11 protein-coding genes are annotated in these 15,976 nt (G+C 31.5%); 4 read left to right on the forward strand and 7 right to left on the reverse strand.

All coding sequences use genetic code 11. The features are described 5' to 3' along the window. Positions 1-27 precede the first annotated feature (27 nt). The 7 genes from ilvD to G8C43_RS08360 form a co-directional block, all read right to left on the reverse strand. Entirely contained in the window at positions 28-1,854 is a 1,827-nt protein-coding gene (ilvD, locus tag G8C43_RS08330; RefSeq protein WP_166005386.1) for a dihydroxy-acid dehydratase, read from the reverse strand. Positions 1,855-2,439: 585 nt separating this feature from the next. Further along, on the reverse strand, positions 2,440-3,510 hold the full coding sequence (gene leuB, locus G8C43_RS08335) for a 3-isopropylmalate dehydrogenase (RefSeq protein WP_160542774.1): 1,071 nt from the start codon (positions 3,508-3,510) through the stop codon (positions 2,440-2,442). A gap of 208 nt (positions 3,511-3,718) precedes the next feature. Further along, positions 3,719-5,230, reverse strand: coding sequence for an alpha-isopropylmalate synthase regulatory domain-containing protein (locus tag G8C43_RS08340; protein WP_166005388.1), 1,512 nt, complete (start codon positions 5,228-5,230; stop codon positions 3,719-3,721). An 81-nt stretch (positions 5,231-5,311) separates the two neighbouring features. Next, on the reverse strand, positions 5,312-5,908 hold the full coding sequence (gene leuD / locus G8C43_RS08345) for a 3-isopropylmalate dehydratase small subunit (RefSeq protein ID WP_166005390.1): 597 nt from the start codon (positions 5,906-5,908) through the stop codon (positions 5,312-5,314). A gap of 17 nt (positions 5,909-5,925) precedes the next feature. Continuing rightward, a complete protein-coding gene (gene leuC / locus G8C43_RS08350) occupies positions 5,926-7,320 on the reverse strand; it encodes a 3-isopropylmalate dehydratase large subunit (protein ID WP_166005392.1) in 1,395 nt (464 codons plus the stop codon). A gap of 38 nt (positions 7,321-7,358) precedes the next feature. Next, a complete protein-coding gene (locus tag G8C43_RS08355; RefSeq protein WP_105297171.1) occupies positions 7,359-8,849 on the reverse strand; it encodes a 2-isopropylmalate synthase in 1,491 nt (496 codons plus the stop codon). A gap of 1,636 nt (positions 8,850-10,485) precedes the next feature. Then, on the reverse strand, positions 10,486-11,931 hold the full coding sequence (locus G8C43_RS08360; RefSeq protein WP_166005394.1) for an ATP-binding cassette domain-containing protein: 1,446 nt from the start codon (positions 11,929-11,931) through the stop codon (positions 10,486-10,488). Positions 11,932-12,087: 156 nt separating this feature from the next. Here G8C43_RS08360 and G8C43_RS08365 point away from each other — a divergent pair, with 156 nt between their 5' ends. The 4 genes from G8C43_RS08365 to G8C43_RS08380 all read left to right on the forward strand — a co-directional run bounded on the left by G8C43_RS08365 (position 12,088) and on the right by G8C43_RS08380 (position 15,909). Then, positions 12,088-13,059, forward strand: a complete 972-nt coding sequence (locus tag G8C43_RS08365; RefSeq protein WP_166005396.1) for a polyprenyl synthetase family protein — start codon at positions 12,088-12,090, stop codon at positions 13,057-13,059. Positions 13,060-13,064: 5 nt separating this feature from the next. After that, entirely contained in the window at positions 13,065-14,060 is a 996-nt protein-coding gene (locus G8C43_RS08370; protein WP_166005398.1) for a GSCFA domain-containing protein, read from the forward strand. 29 nt (positions 14,061-14,089) lie between these two features. Next, a complete protein-coding gene (locus tag G8C43_RS08375) occupies positions 14,090-14,860 on the forward strand; it encodes a TatD family hydrolase (RefSeq protein ID WP_166005400.1) in 771 nt (256 codons plus the stop codon). 89 nt (positions 14,861-14,949) lie between these two features. Next, positions 14,950-15,909: an acyltransferase family protein gene (locus G8C43_RS08380; RefSeq protein WP_166005402.1), complete on the forward strand. Its 960-nt coding sequence runs from the start codon at positions 14,950-14,952 to the stop codon at positions 15,907-15,909. Positions 15,910-15,976 lie beyond the last annotated feature (67 nt).

Genomic DNA, 15,976 nt, shown 5'->3' on the forward strand with positions numbered 1-15,976 from the left:
TCTTTATTCTTATTGTTTAGTCATTTATTATATTATTCTTACTGCCCCTAAATCAGCAGAGCTAACCATACTAGCATAAGCTTTTAAAGCTTTTGAAATTTTTCGATCTCTTTGCGGTTTAAATGCATTTGATCCTTTGGAAATTTCTTGTTCTCTTCGAAATTTCAATTCTTCATCGGATATTTTAACATTAATGGTTCGATTAGGAATATCGATTTCAATGATGTCTCCGTCTTCAACCAAACCAATGGCTCCTCCGGCTGCAGCTTCGGGAGAAACGTGCCCTATAGATAAACCGGAAGTTCCTCCCGAAAATCTACCATCTGTAATTAAGGCGCATTCTTTTCCTAAGTGCTTAGATTTTATGTATGAAGTAGGATAGAGCATTTCTTGCATGCCGGGTCCTCCTTTAGGTCCTTCATAAGTTATAATTACTACATCACCCGATTGAACTTTTCCCGATAAAATACCTTCACAAGCGGCATCTTGAGATTGAAATACTTTAGCAGTTCCTGTAAACTTAAATATACTTTCGTCCACACCTGCGGTTTTAACTACACAGCCGTTTAGGGCAATGTTACCTTTTAATATAGCTAAACCACCATCCTTAGTATAGGCATGATTCCAATCTCGAATACATCCTTCGGAACGATCGATATCCAGAGTAGAATAGGTTGAATTTTGTGATCCCATTACTAAGTTAAATTTATTCCCCGGTGCCGATTGGTATAAATCCAATGCTTCTTGAGTAGGGTTTGGTTTAGTAATATCGTATATATCTATTGCTTCTTTTAAAGTATAACCATCGATACGGTGGGTAGATGTATCTATTAAATCAGCTTTAGCCAATTCTCCTAAAATACCTATAATTCCTCCGGCTCTATTTACGTCTTGTATATGATATTTTGTTGTATTAGGAGCAACTTTACAAAGACATGGCGTTTTTCTTGATAATGCATCAATATCGTCCATTGTGAAATCTACTTCAGCTTCATTGGCGATAGCTAATAAATGAAGAATAGTGTTTGTTGAACCTCCCATTGCTATATCTAGCGCCATTGAATTTAAAAAAGCTTGTTTCGTTGCTATATTTCTAGGTAAAACCGATTCGTCTCCCTCTTGATAATATCTATAAGCGTTTTTAACAATTAGGGCGGCTGCATCCTTAAATAATTTTTTTCTGTTTGCGTGAGTGGCTACTATAGTTCCATTTCCGGGAAGTGCTAATCCAATTGCTTCGTTTAAACAATTCATGGAATTAGCCGTAAACATACCGGAACATGATCCGCAAGTTGGACAGGCAGATCGTTCAATGGCATTCACTTCTTTATCTGAAACCGTTGAGTCTGCAGATTTAATCATAGCATCGATTAAATCTAAATGTTGATTATTTAATTCTCCGGCTTCCATAGGACCGCCGGAAACAAATATAGTAGGTATGTTGAGGCGCATGGAGGCCATTAGCATACCCGGAGTAATTTTATCACAGTTACTTATGCAAATCATGGCATCTGCTTTATGCGCATTTACCATATATTCAACACTATCGGCAATTAAATCCCTGGAAGGAAGAGAATATAGCATTCCATCGTGTCCCATGGCTATTCCGTCGTCTATGGCAATGGTATTGAATTCGGCAGCAAAACAGCCTAAAGCTTCTATTTCTGATTTTACAAATTGACCTATCTGATGCAAGTGCACGTGTCCGGGTACAAATTGAGTAAATGAATTGACAATTGCGATTAAAGGCTTCCCCATTTGTTCCTCGCGCATACCGTTAGCTCTCCATAGAGCTCGGGCTCCAGCCATTCTTCGACCATGTGTACTGGTGTGACTTCTTAACTGGTATTTCATTTTTTTAGTTTATTTTATTTTTTATAAAATTTAAGCCCTTTCCTTAATAAGAGAAAGGGCTTATGAATATTTTTAATAACTACAATTGATTTTACATATATCCCTTTCTCTGATTAATATATATTGACCAGAACGAGAAGAAGTAATAGTATGTAGTTATGTTGATACATTGGTTTTAAGTATAAATTTTATAATAATGGGACAAAATTAAGATTGTTTTTTGTTATGTCCAAATATTATTTGTAAATAAAATAATATTTGATGAAATTAAATTATAATTTAATGTTAAAAACATAAATTAAAGTTTGCTATTTATATTGTATTGATTTATTCGATGGTGATTTTTTTTGTATTTTGGATATACTCTGAAATTTATGAATCTTTTTATAATAATTAATTAAAAAACAAGTAATCTAAATAATTTAATTTATCTAATTAGTAAGGTAAACAGGTAATTTATTAATTGAAAAAGACAGTTATTCTTTAAAGTAGAATTTCTTTTGCTTATAACTAGATTTTAAAGTTTTATAAATCAAATAAGAAATAAAAGGACTTCATTATATGAAAGCCCTTTTATTAACTAAACTATGAATTTTTAATATATTCTACAATCCAATTACCAACTTCTGAAGTTGAATAAGCTTTACCATCGAATGCGATGTCCTCGGTAACTATTTTTTGTTCCATTGAAGCGTCCACCGCTTTTCTGATTAGTGCTCCTTCTTCTTTTAAATCAAAAGCATATTCAAACATTAATGCCGCAGAAAGTATGGTAGCAAGCGGATTTGCTATATTTTTTCCTGCAGCTTGCGGGTAGGAACCATGTATGGGTTCAAAAACGGAAGTATGAATACCGATTGAGGCAGAAGGTAACATTCCTAAAGATCCGGTTATAACGGAAGCTTCATCGGTGAGTATATCTCCGAAAAGATTTTCTGTAACTAAAACATCAAAACGCTTAGGCCATTGAATAATCTGCATGGCAGCATTATCTACAAACATATATTCAGTTTCGATATCGGGAAATTCTTTTTCAATTTCTTGAGATACCTGTCTCCATAAGCGAGAAGAGCAAAGTACATTTGCTTTATCAACTATAGTCAGTTTTTTATTTCTTTGTCCTGCTAGTTTATAAGCCAGCCTAACAATTCTTTCAATTTCTTCTCTGGTATATACACAAGTGTCGTAAGCGGTATTACCATCTTCACTTCTTCCTTGAGGACGACCAAAATATAAACCTCCGGTTAATTCTCTTACGCACATAAAATCAGCACCATCCACAAGATCAGGACGAAGCGGAGATTTATGTAGTAAGGATGGAAAGGTATTTATAGGACGAAGGTTTGCGTATAACCCAAGCTCTTTTCTCATTTTTAATAGACCTTGTTCCGGACGAACTTTAGCAGATGGATTGTTGTCATATTTAGGGTCTCCGATAGCTCCAAATAAGACGGCATCTGAATCCATACATAAATCATGGGTTTCCTGCGGATATGGATTTCCGGTTTTGTCTATAGCTATTGCTCCAACTAAAGCTTCTTTAAAAGTAAGCTCATGATTAAATTTTGTGCATATAGCTTTAGTTACTTCTAAGGCTTGAGCTATGATTTCAGGGCCTATCCCGTCTCCGGGTAATACGGCTATATTTAATTTCATTTTATATATTCTTTATATTTATATTCTTTATTTGTTATGCATTTTTAATCCTTATACCAGTTTATGATTAAAAAGTTTTCATCATACCTGAATTTAAAGCGTTAGTACATTTTAATTTGGAAATAATTTCCGCGTCAAAATTATATAAACGATAAACTTTTTAAATTAAATAAGTTTAAAACCTAATTTTTTTAAATAATTACCAATTTTAATGAAGGTTTTCAATTATATTCAGCATTTTTTCAGTCGCTTTTATAGCAGCTTCTGTTTGGTCAGCATCCAGTCCTCTGGTTTTAAATTCGTAATCATTTAACTTCCAAGATATAACCGTTTGTACAAGAGCATCCGTTTGTCCTCCGGGTGGAATAATTACTTTATAGTTAGTAAGGATAGGTTTAGCCTTGTTCAATTTTTCATAAATGAGACTGATAGCTTCAGAGAATGCATCGTATTGTCCATCACCTGATGCTGTTTGTTCATACATTTTTCCGTCAATTTCCATACGGATGGATGCTGTTGGATGCAAACCTTTACTTAAAACTAAAGCATAAGAAAGTATTTTCACTTTCTTTTCATTTTCATTGGTATTTAAAACATCCGAAATGATGAATGGGAGGTCTTCTTGGGTAATAATTTCTTTTCTGTCTCCTAATTCAATAACTCGGTTGGTTACTTTAATCATATCTTTTTCATCCAATTCAATTCCTAAAGCTTCAATATTTTTTTTAATATTAGCTTTTCCGGATAATTTACCCAGGGCATATTCTCGAACTCGACCGAATCGATCCGGATGTAAATCATTGTAATATAGATTGTTTTTATTGTCACCGTCGGCATGTATTCCGGCTGTTTGGGTAAAAACATTTTCTCCGATTACCGGTTGATTGGATGAAATATTTAGTCCTGAGTAGGTTTCTACCACACGACTTACTTTATTTAACATGTATTCTTTTACGGAAGTCTTTATCTTCATCTGATCATGGAGAACAGCAATTACACTGGGTAATGGAGCATTTCCGGCTCTTTCTCCTAATCCGTTCATGGTAACATGAATTCCTTGAATTCCGGAATCTACTGCGGCCATTACATTGGCAACAGCCAAATCGTAATCATTGTGCGCATGAAAATCAAAGTGAATATTCGGGTAACGATGAACTATTTCCGTACAAAAAAGTTTTGTGTTAAGGGGGTTAAGAATTCCTAAAGTATCAGGAAGCATAAAACGTTGGATAGGAAGGTCTTTCAATTGATCTATCATAAAAAAAACATAGTCTTTTGAATGAATCATACCATTAGACCAATCTTCCAAATATATATTCACCGAAATCCCCATGGATTCAGCAAGTGAAATATCATGCTTGATATCTTTTACATGTTGTTCGGGTGTTTTACGTAATTGTTCTGTTACGTGTTTAAGAGACCCTTTGGTTAATAAATTGATTGTTTTGCAACCGGTTCTTTTTATCCAATCTAAGGACACCCCTTTGTCAACAAATCCTAATATTTCTAACTTATCTAAGTGTCCGGCGTTCTCTGCCCAAGAGGCTATTTTCTGAACAGTTAAAAATTCTCCTTCAGAAACTTTAGCAGAAGCAATTTCCAATCTATTTAATCCCATATCTATGAGTAGACGGGCAACGCTTAGTTTTTCTTGCATGGAAAATGAAACCCCGGAAGTTTGCTCTCCATCACGGAGAGTGGTATCCATAATTTCTATCATACTGTTGTTTTTATTAATGATACGTGATAGACCCAATGGGACCTTTACTTAGAAAAATGAGATGATAATTTTTTATCTAATTTAGTATTGAAAAACACGGTTTTTTTCATATTCTTCAATTTTATCTTTTTTAGATAATAAGTAATCTATATCATCAAGCCCTTGAAGAAGGCACTCTTTTTTATAAGAGTTAATGTCAAAAATTTCCGTTTTTCCCGTCTTGTTATTGGTGATTGTTTGCTTTTCCAGATCAATTGTAATAGTATTGTTAGGATCAGAATGTACATTTTCGAAAAGATCCGATAAAAATTCGGGACTTACTACTACCGGAAGTAATCCGTTATTAAGGGAATTATTTTTAAAAATATCAGCAAAATAGCTGGAAACCACAGCACGGAAGCCATATCCGGATACTGCCCAAGCAGCATGTTCTCTACTGGAACCGCTACCGAAATTCTTTCCTGCAACTAATATGTTCCCGCTGTATGTTGGATTATTCAATACAAAATCCGGTTTTGGATTTCCATTTTTATCATATCTCCAATCAGCGAATAAATTATCTCCGAAACCTTCTTTATTAGTAGCTTTTAAGAAACGTGCGGGTATGATTTGGTCTGTATCCACATTTTCAATTGGTAGTGGAACATAGGTTGATGTTATCGTTTTAAATTTTTCCATTTTGTTTTTTTAGAGGATTAGTTTAGTTTTCTAGGATCGGTTATTTTTCCGGTTACAGCAGCAGCAGCAGCTACCAAAGGGCTGGCCAAAATTGTTCTGGCTCCGGGACCTTGTCTTCCTTCAAAGTTTCGGTTAGTGGTGGAAACGGCATATTTTCCGGCCGGAACTTTATCATCGTTCATAGCAAGACAAGCAGAACAACCGGGTTGACGAATTTCGAATCCTGCTTCTTCTAATATTTTATATAAACCTTCGTCGATAAGTTGTTGAGCTACACGATGACTTCCGGGAACTAACCAAGCGGTTACATTTTCTGCTTTTTTCCTGCCTTTTACAAAATTTGCAAAGGTTCTAAAATCTTCAATTCTTCCGTTGGTGCAACTTCCAATAAATACATAGTCAATGGGTTTTCCTTCCATTTTTTCTCCCGGATTAAAGCCCATGTAATCCAATGATTTTTTGAAAGATATTTTACCGGTTTCATCCAATCCGTCTAAAGTAGGTATGGATCCGGTTATAGATACTCCCATACCCGGGTTAGTACCGTAGGTAACCATAGGTTCAATCTTAGTAGCGTCAAAAGTATATTCTTTATCGAATTGGGCTCCTTCGTCGGTTTTCAACGTTTTCCAGTATTCAACTGCTTCCTTCCATTTATCTCCTTTAGGAGCAAAGTCTTTACCTTTAAGATATTCAAATGTAGTTTCATCCGGTGCAATTAATCCGCCTCGTGCACCCATTTCAATACTTAAATTACAAAGAGTCATACGTTGTTCCATATTTAGATTTCGAATAGCTTCTCCTGCATATTCAACAAAATAACCGGTAGCTCCTCCTGTGGTAAGGGTAGATATCATATATAATGCTAAATCTTTAGCCGTTACTCCTTCACTTAGGGCTCCGTTAAAATTAATTCTCATTGTTTTGGGTCTGCTTTGAAGAATACATTGAGTGGCCAAAACCATTTCAACCTCACTGGTTCCGATTCCAAATGCAATAGCTCCGAAGGCACCGTGTGTAGAAGTGTGACTATCTCCACAAACGATGGTCATTCCCGGTTGGGTATAGCCGTTTTCAGGACCAATAATGTGAACCACTCCGTTTCTCTCATTTCCAAGAGCATAAAGGGTAAGACCAAATTCTTCCGCATTTTTAGAAAGGGTATCTAATTGTTTTTTGGATACAGGATCTTTTACCGGTTGGTCTTGATTACAAGTGGGTGTATTGTGGTCGGCAGTTAACGTTGTTTGAGAGGGTCTAAAAACTTTTAATCCTCTTTCTCTTAGTCCGTTAAAGGCTTGGGGGCTGGTAACTTCATGGCAAAAATGCCTATCTATATATAATTGGGTAGGCCCATCTTGTATAGACGTAACCGTATGAGCATCCCAAATTTTGTCAAAAAGTGTTTTCATGGTATATTCTCTTTTTTAATTGGTTTTTGTATATAGTGTTAAACGGTGAATTTATTTATTGCATCGAGATAAGCTTCAACGGAAGCAGTCACAATATCTGTATTTGCTGAAAATCCGTAATAATTTTTACCCTTATATTCAACTTGCATGTGAACTTTTCCTAAGTCGTCACTTCCTTTGTTTATAGCCTGAATTAAAAACTCGTGAATAGTCATTTGTTTTTTAAGAATGTCTCTTACGGTGTTAATTGCTGCATCTACAGGTCCGTTTCCGAAAGAAGTGGAAGTGAATTTTTCGCCGGCTATATTTAGGGTAACAATTGCAGCATTTTTAATTCCTTTTCCGGAAGTAACTTGTAAGTAATCGAGTTTTATACGGTTGCTTTCATTAGGTTCTTTTCCTACTAATATTAAAAGGTCATCGTCATTAATATCTTTCTTTTTATCAGCAAGTTCTAAAAATCGTTCGTATATATTTGCTAATTCATTCGCTTCTACTTTAATTCCTAGTAAGTTCAGTCTGCTTTTAAGGGCATGACGACCACTTCGGGCGGTAAGCACTATAGCATTGTCATCTATTCCAACTTCTTTAGGATCAATGATTTCGTAAGTTGAGAGATTTTTTAATACTCCGTCTTGATGAATTCCGGAAGAATGGGCAAAAGCATTTCTACCTACAATTGCCTTATTAGGTTGAACAGGCATATTCATTAAGCTGGAAACCATTTTGCTTACCGGGTATATTTTCTTTGTATTAATATTTGTGTCAATAGATAATTCTTTATGACTTTTTATAGCCATAACAACTTCTTCAAGCGATGTATTTCCTGCTCTCTCTCCAATTCCGTTAATGGTTACCTCTACTTGTCTGGCACCATTGATAACTCCCATAAGTGAGTTGGCTGTTGCCATTCCTAAATCTTGATGGCAGTGAGTAGATAAGATGGCATTTTTCATATCTACATGGTCAATTAAGTATTTTATTTTTTCACCATATTCTGTAGGTAGACAGTATCCGGTGGTATCAGGGATATTGATTACTGTTGCTCCTGCATTAACAACTGCTTGGACCACTTGGGCTAAGTATTCATTGTCAGTTCTTCCCGCATCTTCAGCATAGAACTCAACATCTTCAACGAATTTTTTTGCATATGCAGTTGCCGCAACTGCTCTTTTTATGATTTCTTCTCTGGTAGAGTTAAATTTATATTTTATGTGGAAATCAGAAGTTCCGATTCCTGTATGTATTCTTTTTTTCTTGGCATATTTGAGAGCATCGGCAGCTACTTCTATATCTTTTTCTACAGCACGGGTTAGAGCGCAGATGGTAGGGTTTGTTACAGCTTTGGAAATCGCTTCTACAGAAGTGAAATCTCCCGGACTCGAAATGGGAAAACCGGCTTCTATAACATCCACTCCTAATTCTTCTAATGCTTTAGCAATTTCAATTTTTTCAATTGTATTTAATTGACACCCCGGGACCTGTTCTCCATCCCTTAAAGTAGTGTCGAAAATGAATAATTTATCCATCCTTGGTATCGTTTTCTTTTTGTGATTAAAAAACATTAAAAAGCCTTTCTCCTTAGAGTGAGAAAGGCTTTTTATATTTTGTATAATTTACAACACAAGCATTACTCACCCTGAGCTTGACCCAGAATCAGAATAATGCTAATTATGTTAGTAAACAATGACATTCTTTGTATTAATTATAATTGGGCGCTAAATTATGATAATTTTTTTAATTGCCAAAATAAATTTAATAAAAAATAATTTTACTTTATATTGATTTGTGTATTTTTTTAAGGCATTACTTTTTAGGTTTGTGAAATTATAAATCTGAAATTTATCAAAATGTAATAAAAAATGAGTTCATATCTTATTGTTTTATCCATTATTCAAAACACTATTAAGTTAATAATCATATAATATTTTAATTTAGTAATTATATTTTAATGAATAATAAAAATCAATATCACTATAATTTATTTTAAATAAATTATTTCTACTGTTATTTTTTGTTCACTTATATAATTAATGTAAAAATATGAATATGATAAAGAAAACTCTTTATTAGTAAATTTTTTTATTATAATTGAAGTTAAACTAAAGTTTATAGATTATTTCAATGAATGGTTAATTATTAAAGGGTCTTATATAAATTATGAAGCAGGTTTTATTAGAAGGGGATTATTCGGGAGTATTTTATTTTTTTTAGCTAATAACACACCTATTGAGCCTTTTAAATTTCAACTTATTTTTATAATTCTTTTGGTAATAATTATAATAAAAGAATTTTACATAAATAAGTTAGAACCATATATTTTATTTGGAAACTTTATGCTTATCAATGTTATTGCTTATAAAATGTTTTTTACATTAGATGTTTTGTTGATTGTTTATTTTCTTTTACAATTATATGTTATTAACAAAATAAAAGCTTTTAAATTAAAAATTGTGATATGTAATTTGATGAGCATATTTATGATTCTTATACATGAAGCTTATTTTGTTTTTACTTTTTTTCCTTTGCTTTATTATCTCAATAGTACTAATTTAAATAGTGTATCTATTAAGAAAATTTCATTATTAATCCCTTCTTTTTTTATTTTTTTATTGGTAGGAATTTGTTTTAATGGCAGCAATAAGAATATAAATATAATTATAAACAGTTGAATAAATTTGGAACAGATCATTTGAATAGTATTAAAGAGCTTTATTGGGTCTTTAATTCAACAGATGAGGTAATTATGTGGAAAATTCCTATTTTTAAAAAACATCCAATTTATCTCTTAGGCTTTTTTTAAATACATGTTTAATTTTTTTAAGCATGTTTATTTATTTGAAAAAAAATTTTCGTTTAAAATCAAATAATATATTTTTATTTTTAACATGTCAATATATAGCTATTCTTTTGATATGCTTGATTGCTGTTGATTATGTTAGATGGTTTTGGCTTTCTAATATAATAACTTTGTTTACCTTAGTACAGGTAAATTCATCTAACAGTTTTTTTAAATCTATAAATATATCAATACCTGCTAAGGTTTGCGCATTAAATAAATATATTATCTTATTTATTGGGTTGCCCTTAGGTGGGAGCTGTTCCCCAACACAATTTATACATACCATGCCTGTAAAACACCTTTTTGATTTTGGAAATAGAATTTTATTGTATTTTAGTTAGGGACAATTCGTGATTTATTAAAGAAGGTAGTTCTTCTTTATAATGGGTCACGTAGATCAAAGCTTTGCTTGAATCGCAAAATTTTTCGATAATTTGCAAAACACGAAATTTATTATTCATATCCAGTCCATGAAGGGGTTCATCAAGAATAACGAGCGAAGGATTTTTTACAAATACACGAGCTAATAAAACTAAACGTTGTTCTCCTGTAGATATAGAGAGAAAAGAAGAATTTTTAAGTTTTTCAATTCCCAAAATTTCCATCCATTGCAAGGATATTTTTATTTGCTCTTGATCACATTTTCTGTATAAACCAATAGTATCAAAAAATCCTGATCCAACTACTTCCAAGCATGTTACATTTTTTTGATAATATAAATGCATTTCGGGTGATATATATCCCATATGCTTTTTAATATCCCAAATACTTTCTCCTGTTCCTCTTTTTTTATCAAAAAGGAGAATGTCATTGGCATACGCTTGAGGATTATCGGCAGCAATTACACTCAATAAAGTTGATTTTCCGGAGCCATTAGGACCGGATAATGCCCATTTTTCACCTTTTTTAACTTTCCAAGATATATTTTTCAAAATGGTTCGGTTGCCATATCGGATATTTATATTATTTAATTGTAAAGCATAGTTATAACTAATTTCCTTTGGTTGATTAATGGGGTATGGAAGTTTTTTTAATTCATATTTAAAATGAGGAAACAATTCATTTTGCAGTTTTTTATCTTCAAAAAATTCTTGAGAGGTTTTACTTGGGAATAATGTTTTGTTGTTAATGGGTAAAACGTGAGTAATGATTGGAGAAATATCAGCAATGTTTGAGATGAGTACTATTACCTGTAAGTTTTGTAAATTTTTAAGGTTGAGTAAAACCTGATCTAAAACTTGTCTGGCTTTAGTATCTAAGCCAATATACGGATTGTCTAATATTAGAATCTCGGGTTTAGTGGATAAAGATTGAATAATTAAAAATTTTCTGAGTTCTCCGCTCGAAAGGAGATCAATATTTTTCTCCATTAAGTCTTCAATTCCTACTAAGGAAATGAGATATTCCATCCATTGTAAATCAGTATTCTTGAATAATAGATACTTAACTTGGGGCGTTTCATCTTCCAATCCTTTGTTCCACCTTTGTTGGTAATAGCTGTTTTGAGTCTTGGAAAAGGCATGAATATTCTTAAAAGCAACTATTTTTATAAAATCAGAGAGACGATTAAATTTTTTAGTATATCTAATTTTACCTTCTTGTAAAGCATATTTACCTAATAAAATATCAATCAATAAAGATTTTCCTGCTCCATTTGGTCCAATGACAGCCCAATGTTGGGTTGGTGCTATCTTCCAATTTATAGGGGTGGAAAATTTAGCAAATTCTTTTTTGGGGATTATGTTGTCCAATTCTACCATAGTGTTCATTTTAAAAAAAACCTATTTATTTATATTTAAAATCTATAAAAAATTAATTATTCCTATCAAATGTAAAATATTGATAGTAAATTTATTCACAAGGGTAGGAAGAATATTTTACAAAACCTTATCTTTGTAACAATATATATAGGAAAATACGAAAAAATGCCTTTTTTAGATAAATATAGATTAATTATTAGAGATGCTATAAGTAAACATAAATTAACAAATCCTCCCCATCAACTTTATGACCCCATCAATTATATTTTATCAATAGGCGGAAAACAATTACGTCCTATATTTTTATTAATGTCGTGTGATCTATTTAAAGGAAATATTGAAAGAGCCGTAAAACCTGCTTTAGGGATAGAGTATTTTCACAATTTCTCTTTGATGCATGACGATATTATGGATAAAGCCACTTTGCGCAGAGGCAAAGAAACCGTTCATGTTAAATATGATGAAAATGTTGCAATTCTATCGGGTGATGCGTTGATGGTTAAGTCTTTTCAAATGTTAGAGGACTTGGAACCTCAATTATTTAAAAAATGTTTTCATTTGTTTTCTCAAACTGCTTTAGAAGTTTGTGAAGGACAGCAGTATGATATGAATTTTGAAAAACAATCGGATGTGTCATATGAAGAATACATTAACATGATTACCGGAAAAACGGCTGTATTGTGTGCTTGTGCTTTTCAAATGGGCGCATTATTAGCAGAAGCAGATGAAGAGGACTCAAAAAATATGTATGAATTTGGCAAATCGTTGGGAATTGCTTTTCAAATAATGGATGATTATTTGGATGTATTTGGAAATCAAAAATCTGTAGGGAAAAAACATGCAGGAGATATTGTTGAAAATAAGAAAACGATCTTATACATCTTAGCTCGACAAAAAGCAAATGAAGAACAGAGGCAAAAATTAAATGGTTGGTATACTATTACAGGAGAAAATATAGACAAAGTAAACGAAGTTTTAGCTATTTTTAATGATTTGAATGTAGGAGATTCATGTTTAGAATTAATTAAAACCTATTCAGATCAAGCAAAAAACTATTTAGATAAAGTTAAAGCAGATGCTACCAAAAAACAGTCTTTTTATAAACTGATCGATTATTTATTAGTTAGGGAAAGTTAATAAAGATGATATTTAGAACAGAATTACCATATAATCCAAATTCAATTAAACTTGATTACAAAAGTAAAATATTTACTATAGGTTCCTGTTTCGCTACCGAAATTTCCAATAAATTATCTCAGTATAAGTTTTCAGTATTTCATAATCCTTTTGGTGTTATATTCCATCCTTTAGCTGTTGAAAATGCAATCATGAGAATTTATTCTCAGGAAGAATATCAATCATCAGAACTTTTCAAATATGAAGAATTATATTTAAGTTGGGATCATCATTCTTCTTTTAATGATATATCAAAAGATAGGGTATTATCTCATATCAATAAGAATATAAATTTAGCTAATAAGTTTCTTCAAGAGACCGATATGGTTATAATTACTTTAGGAACTTCATTTGTATACAAATTAAATCAATTTGATATAATAGTAGCTAATTGTCATAAAATTCCGAATACACATTTTTCTAAATTATTATTGGCAGAACATCAAATAAAAACTTCTTTGAAAAACATCATTGAAATGTTGACGGATATGGGAAAGAAAAACATGAAGATTTTTTTTACATTAAGTCCGGTAAGACATATTAAAGATGGTATGGTTGAAAATAATATAAGTAAATCCAAGCTTTTATGTGCCATCCATTCGGTGGTCGAATCATACGATAATTGTGAATATTTCCCATCGTATGAATTTATGATGGATGATTTACGGGATTATCGTTTTTATAAAGAAGATTTAATACATCCAAATGATGTAGCCATAAAATATATATGGGAGAAATTTAAAAATGCCCATATTTCACCTGATGAATTTTCAACCATGCAAATGGTGAAAAAAGTAAACACTTCTTTACAACACAAAATTCAAAATACTCACACGATAGCCTATAAAAAATTTTTATATAGCATCGTAAAAAATATTCAGAATTTAGAGCCTCTTTTACCACCGGGTGCTTTTAAAGAAGAATATCAGGAATTAAGAAAAAAAATGAATGATTCTTATTAAGATAAATTAAAAAATACCCAAATTAAACAATGCTATTGATAGATAGTCATACCCATTTATATTCTGAACAGTTTGATCACGATAGAGAAGAAGTGATTCAAAGAGCCCTGGATCATGGAGTACAACGTTTTTACTTACCTTCCATAAATTCATCTTATTATCCTAAGATGGAAGAGCTTAAAAATAAATATCCTGAAAACATGTTTTTAATGATGGGGCTTCATCCTTGCGATGTAAAATTAGATTCATACGAAAAGGAGTTAGCATTTATTGAAAATAAACTTTCCGAGGAAAAATTTGCGGCTGTTGGAGAAATAGGATTGGATTTATTTTGGGATACTTCAACTTTGGAAATTCAAAAGTATGCTTTTGTAAAACAAATTCAATTAGCTAAACAATATAAACTTCCGATCGTTATTCATGTTAGAGAAGCTTTTAATGAAGTATTGGAAATCATAAGAAAAGAAAAAGATGCAAACTTGTATGGCATAATTCATTGTTTTACGGGTAACTTAGAACAGGCAAAAGAGTTTATAGATTTAGGCTTTTATTTGGGAATCGGAGGAGTTGTTACTTTTAAAAATGGAAAAATAGATCAGTTTTTAAAAGAAATTCCTATTGAAAAGATTGTTTTGGAAACAGATTCTCCATATTTGGCGCCTTCTCCTTTTCGTGGCAAAAGAAATGAATCATCCTATTTAAAAATTATTGCCGATAAACTTTCAGATATCTATGAGATGTTGCCTGAAAAAATAGGGGCTATAACTTCTGAAAATGCCGAAAAAATTTTTAAATTATAATAATAAATAAAACTACTACTAATACTAAATACTGCTGCTATGATTACATGAAAGATAATAACATTCTTTGGAAATAAAATATAGTTCTTATGAAAAGAAATAAGCTCTTTGATTCTTTAAAATTCGTATTAATATTCTTAATGGTTTATGGACATACCTTGCAATATAATAGCGGGCATATAGTGGATACGATCTTTGGTTTTATTTATACCTTTCATATGCCGTTATTTATTTTTATATCCGGTTATTTTTCAAAAAATATTACTTGGGAAAAATATAAAAAATCTTTTATATCATTAATAATTACTTTTACCATATTCCAATTTATTTATTCATTTCCTATAATTTTTACAGGATTTAAAAATTGGATAATTTTTTTTATGAAACCCAAAGGATGGTATATCATTGGATTATTAGTATGGCGTTTTTTATTTTTAATTGCAAAAGATAAGGTTTCAAAAGTTTCTTTTTTATTAATCTCTTTTTTATTCCCTTTGGGCGTAGGATTCTTAGATACCGAAATATTCATGTTTAGAATACTTACCTTTTTTCCTTATTTTTTACTTGGTGCTTTTTGTAAGGAAGTCAGTATTGTAAGGATAAGGAATATCAATAAATTATATGCAATATTATTTTTGGTTGTAGTATTTATTAGTATTTACTTCATTGTAAATAAAGAATTTTTGATTTCTTTATTCGGGGAAGATCCTTACATAAAAAATTATAGTACCCGATATGAAGGATTCTTATATAGGATTTTAGCGTATGTTTTAGCAATAACGGTTTCAATTGGAATTATAAATGTAATACCGGATACCCTGGGTAAATATGGTTCTAAAACTTTGGAAATTTACTTGATGCATCACATTATTATAAATTTTTTATATGTTGAATTATTTCCTCTATTGAATTTTAACCCAAACTTACTCTTAAATTTAGGTGTTACAGCTATAATTGTCATTACTTGTTTATATCTGGCAACATTTAAAATTGTTAAATTCATAATGTCTCCATTAGATTATTTTAAAAAAATCATAGTACATAGATAACTAATTAAAATTCAATCCTAAGGGTATGTTTTCATAGTTTTTAGTTGTTATTGATTTTAAAGTTAAA

This window comes from Apibacter sp. B2966 (assembly GCF_011082485.1).
Classification (GTDB): Bacteria; Bacteroidota; Bacteroidia; order Flavobacteriales; family Weeksellaceae; genus Apibacter.

Bases quoted from the DNA above. Each gene is read 5' to 3' on its own strand.
- leuB (WP_160542774.1), bottom strand. From the start codon at position 3,510: ATGAAATTAAATATAGCCGTATTACCCGGAGACGGGATAGGCCCTGAA.
- G8C43_RS08365 (WP_166005396.1), top strand. From the start codon at position 12,088: ATGCCTTTTTTAGATAAATATAGATTAATTATTAGAGATGCTATAAGT.
- leuC (WP_166005392.1), bottom strand. From the start codon at position 7,320: ATGAAAACACTTTTTGACAAAATTTGGGATGCTCATACGGTTACGTCT.
- G8C43_RS08375 (WP_166005400.1), top strand. From the start codon at position 14,090: ATGCTATTGATAGATAGTCATACCCATTTATATTCTGAACAGTTTGAT.
- ilvD (WP_166005386.1), bottom strand. From the start codon at position 1,854: ATGAAATACCAGTTAAGAAGTCACACCAGTACACATGGTCGAAGAATG.
- G8C43_RS08360 (WP_166005394.1), bottom strand. From the start codon at position 11,931: ATGAACACTATGGTAGAATTGGACAACATAATCCCCAAAAAAGAATTT.
- leuD (WP_166005390.1), bottom strand. From the start codon at position 5,908: ATGGAAAAATTTAAAACGATAACATCAACCTATGTTCCACTACCAATT.
- G8C43_RS08370 (WP_166005398.1), top strand. From the start codon at position 13,065: ATGATATTTAGAACAGAATTACCATATAATCCAAATTCAATTAAACTT.
- G8C43_RS08355 (WP_105297171.1), bottom strand. From the start codon at position 8,849: ATGGATAAATTATTCATTTTCGACACTACTTTAAGGGATGGAGAACAG.
- G8C43_RS08380 (WP_166005402.1), top strand. From the start codon at position 14,950: ATGAAAAGAAATAAGCTCTTTGATTCTTTAAAATTCGTATTAATATTC.
- G8C43_RS08340 (WP_166005388.1), bottom strand. From the start codon at position 5,230: ATGATAGAAATTATGGATACCACTCTCCGTGATGGAGAGCAAACTTCC.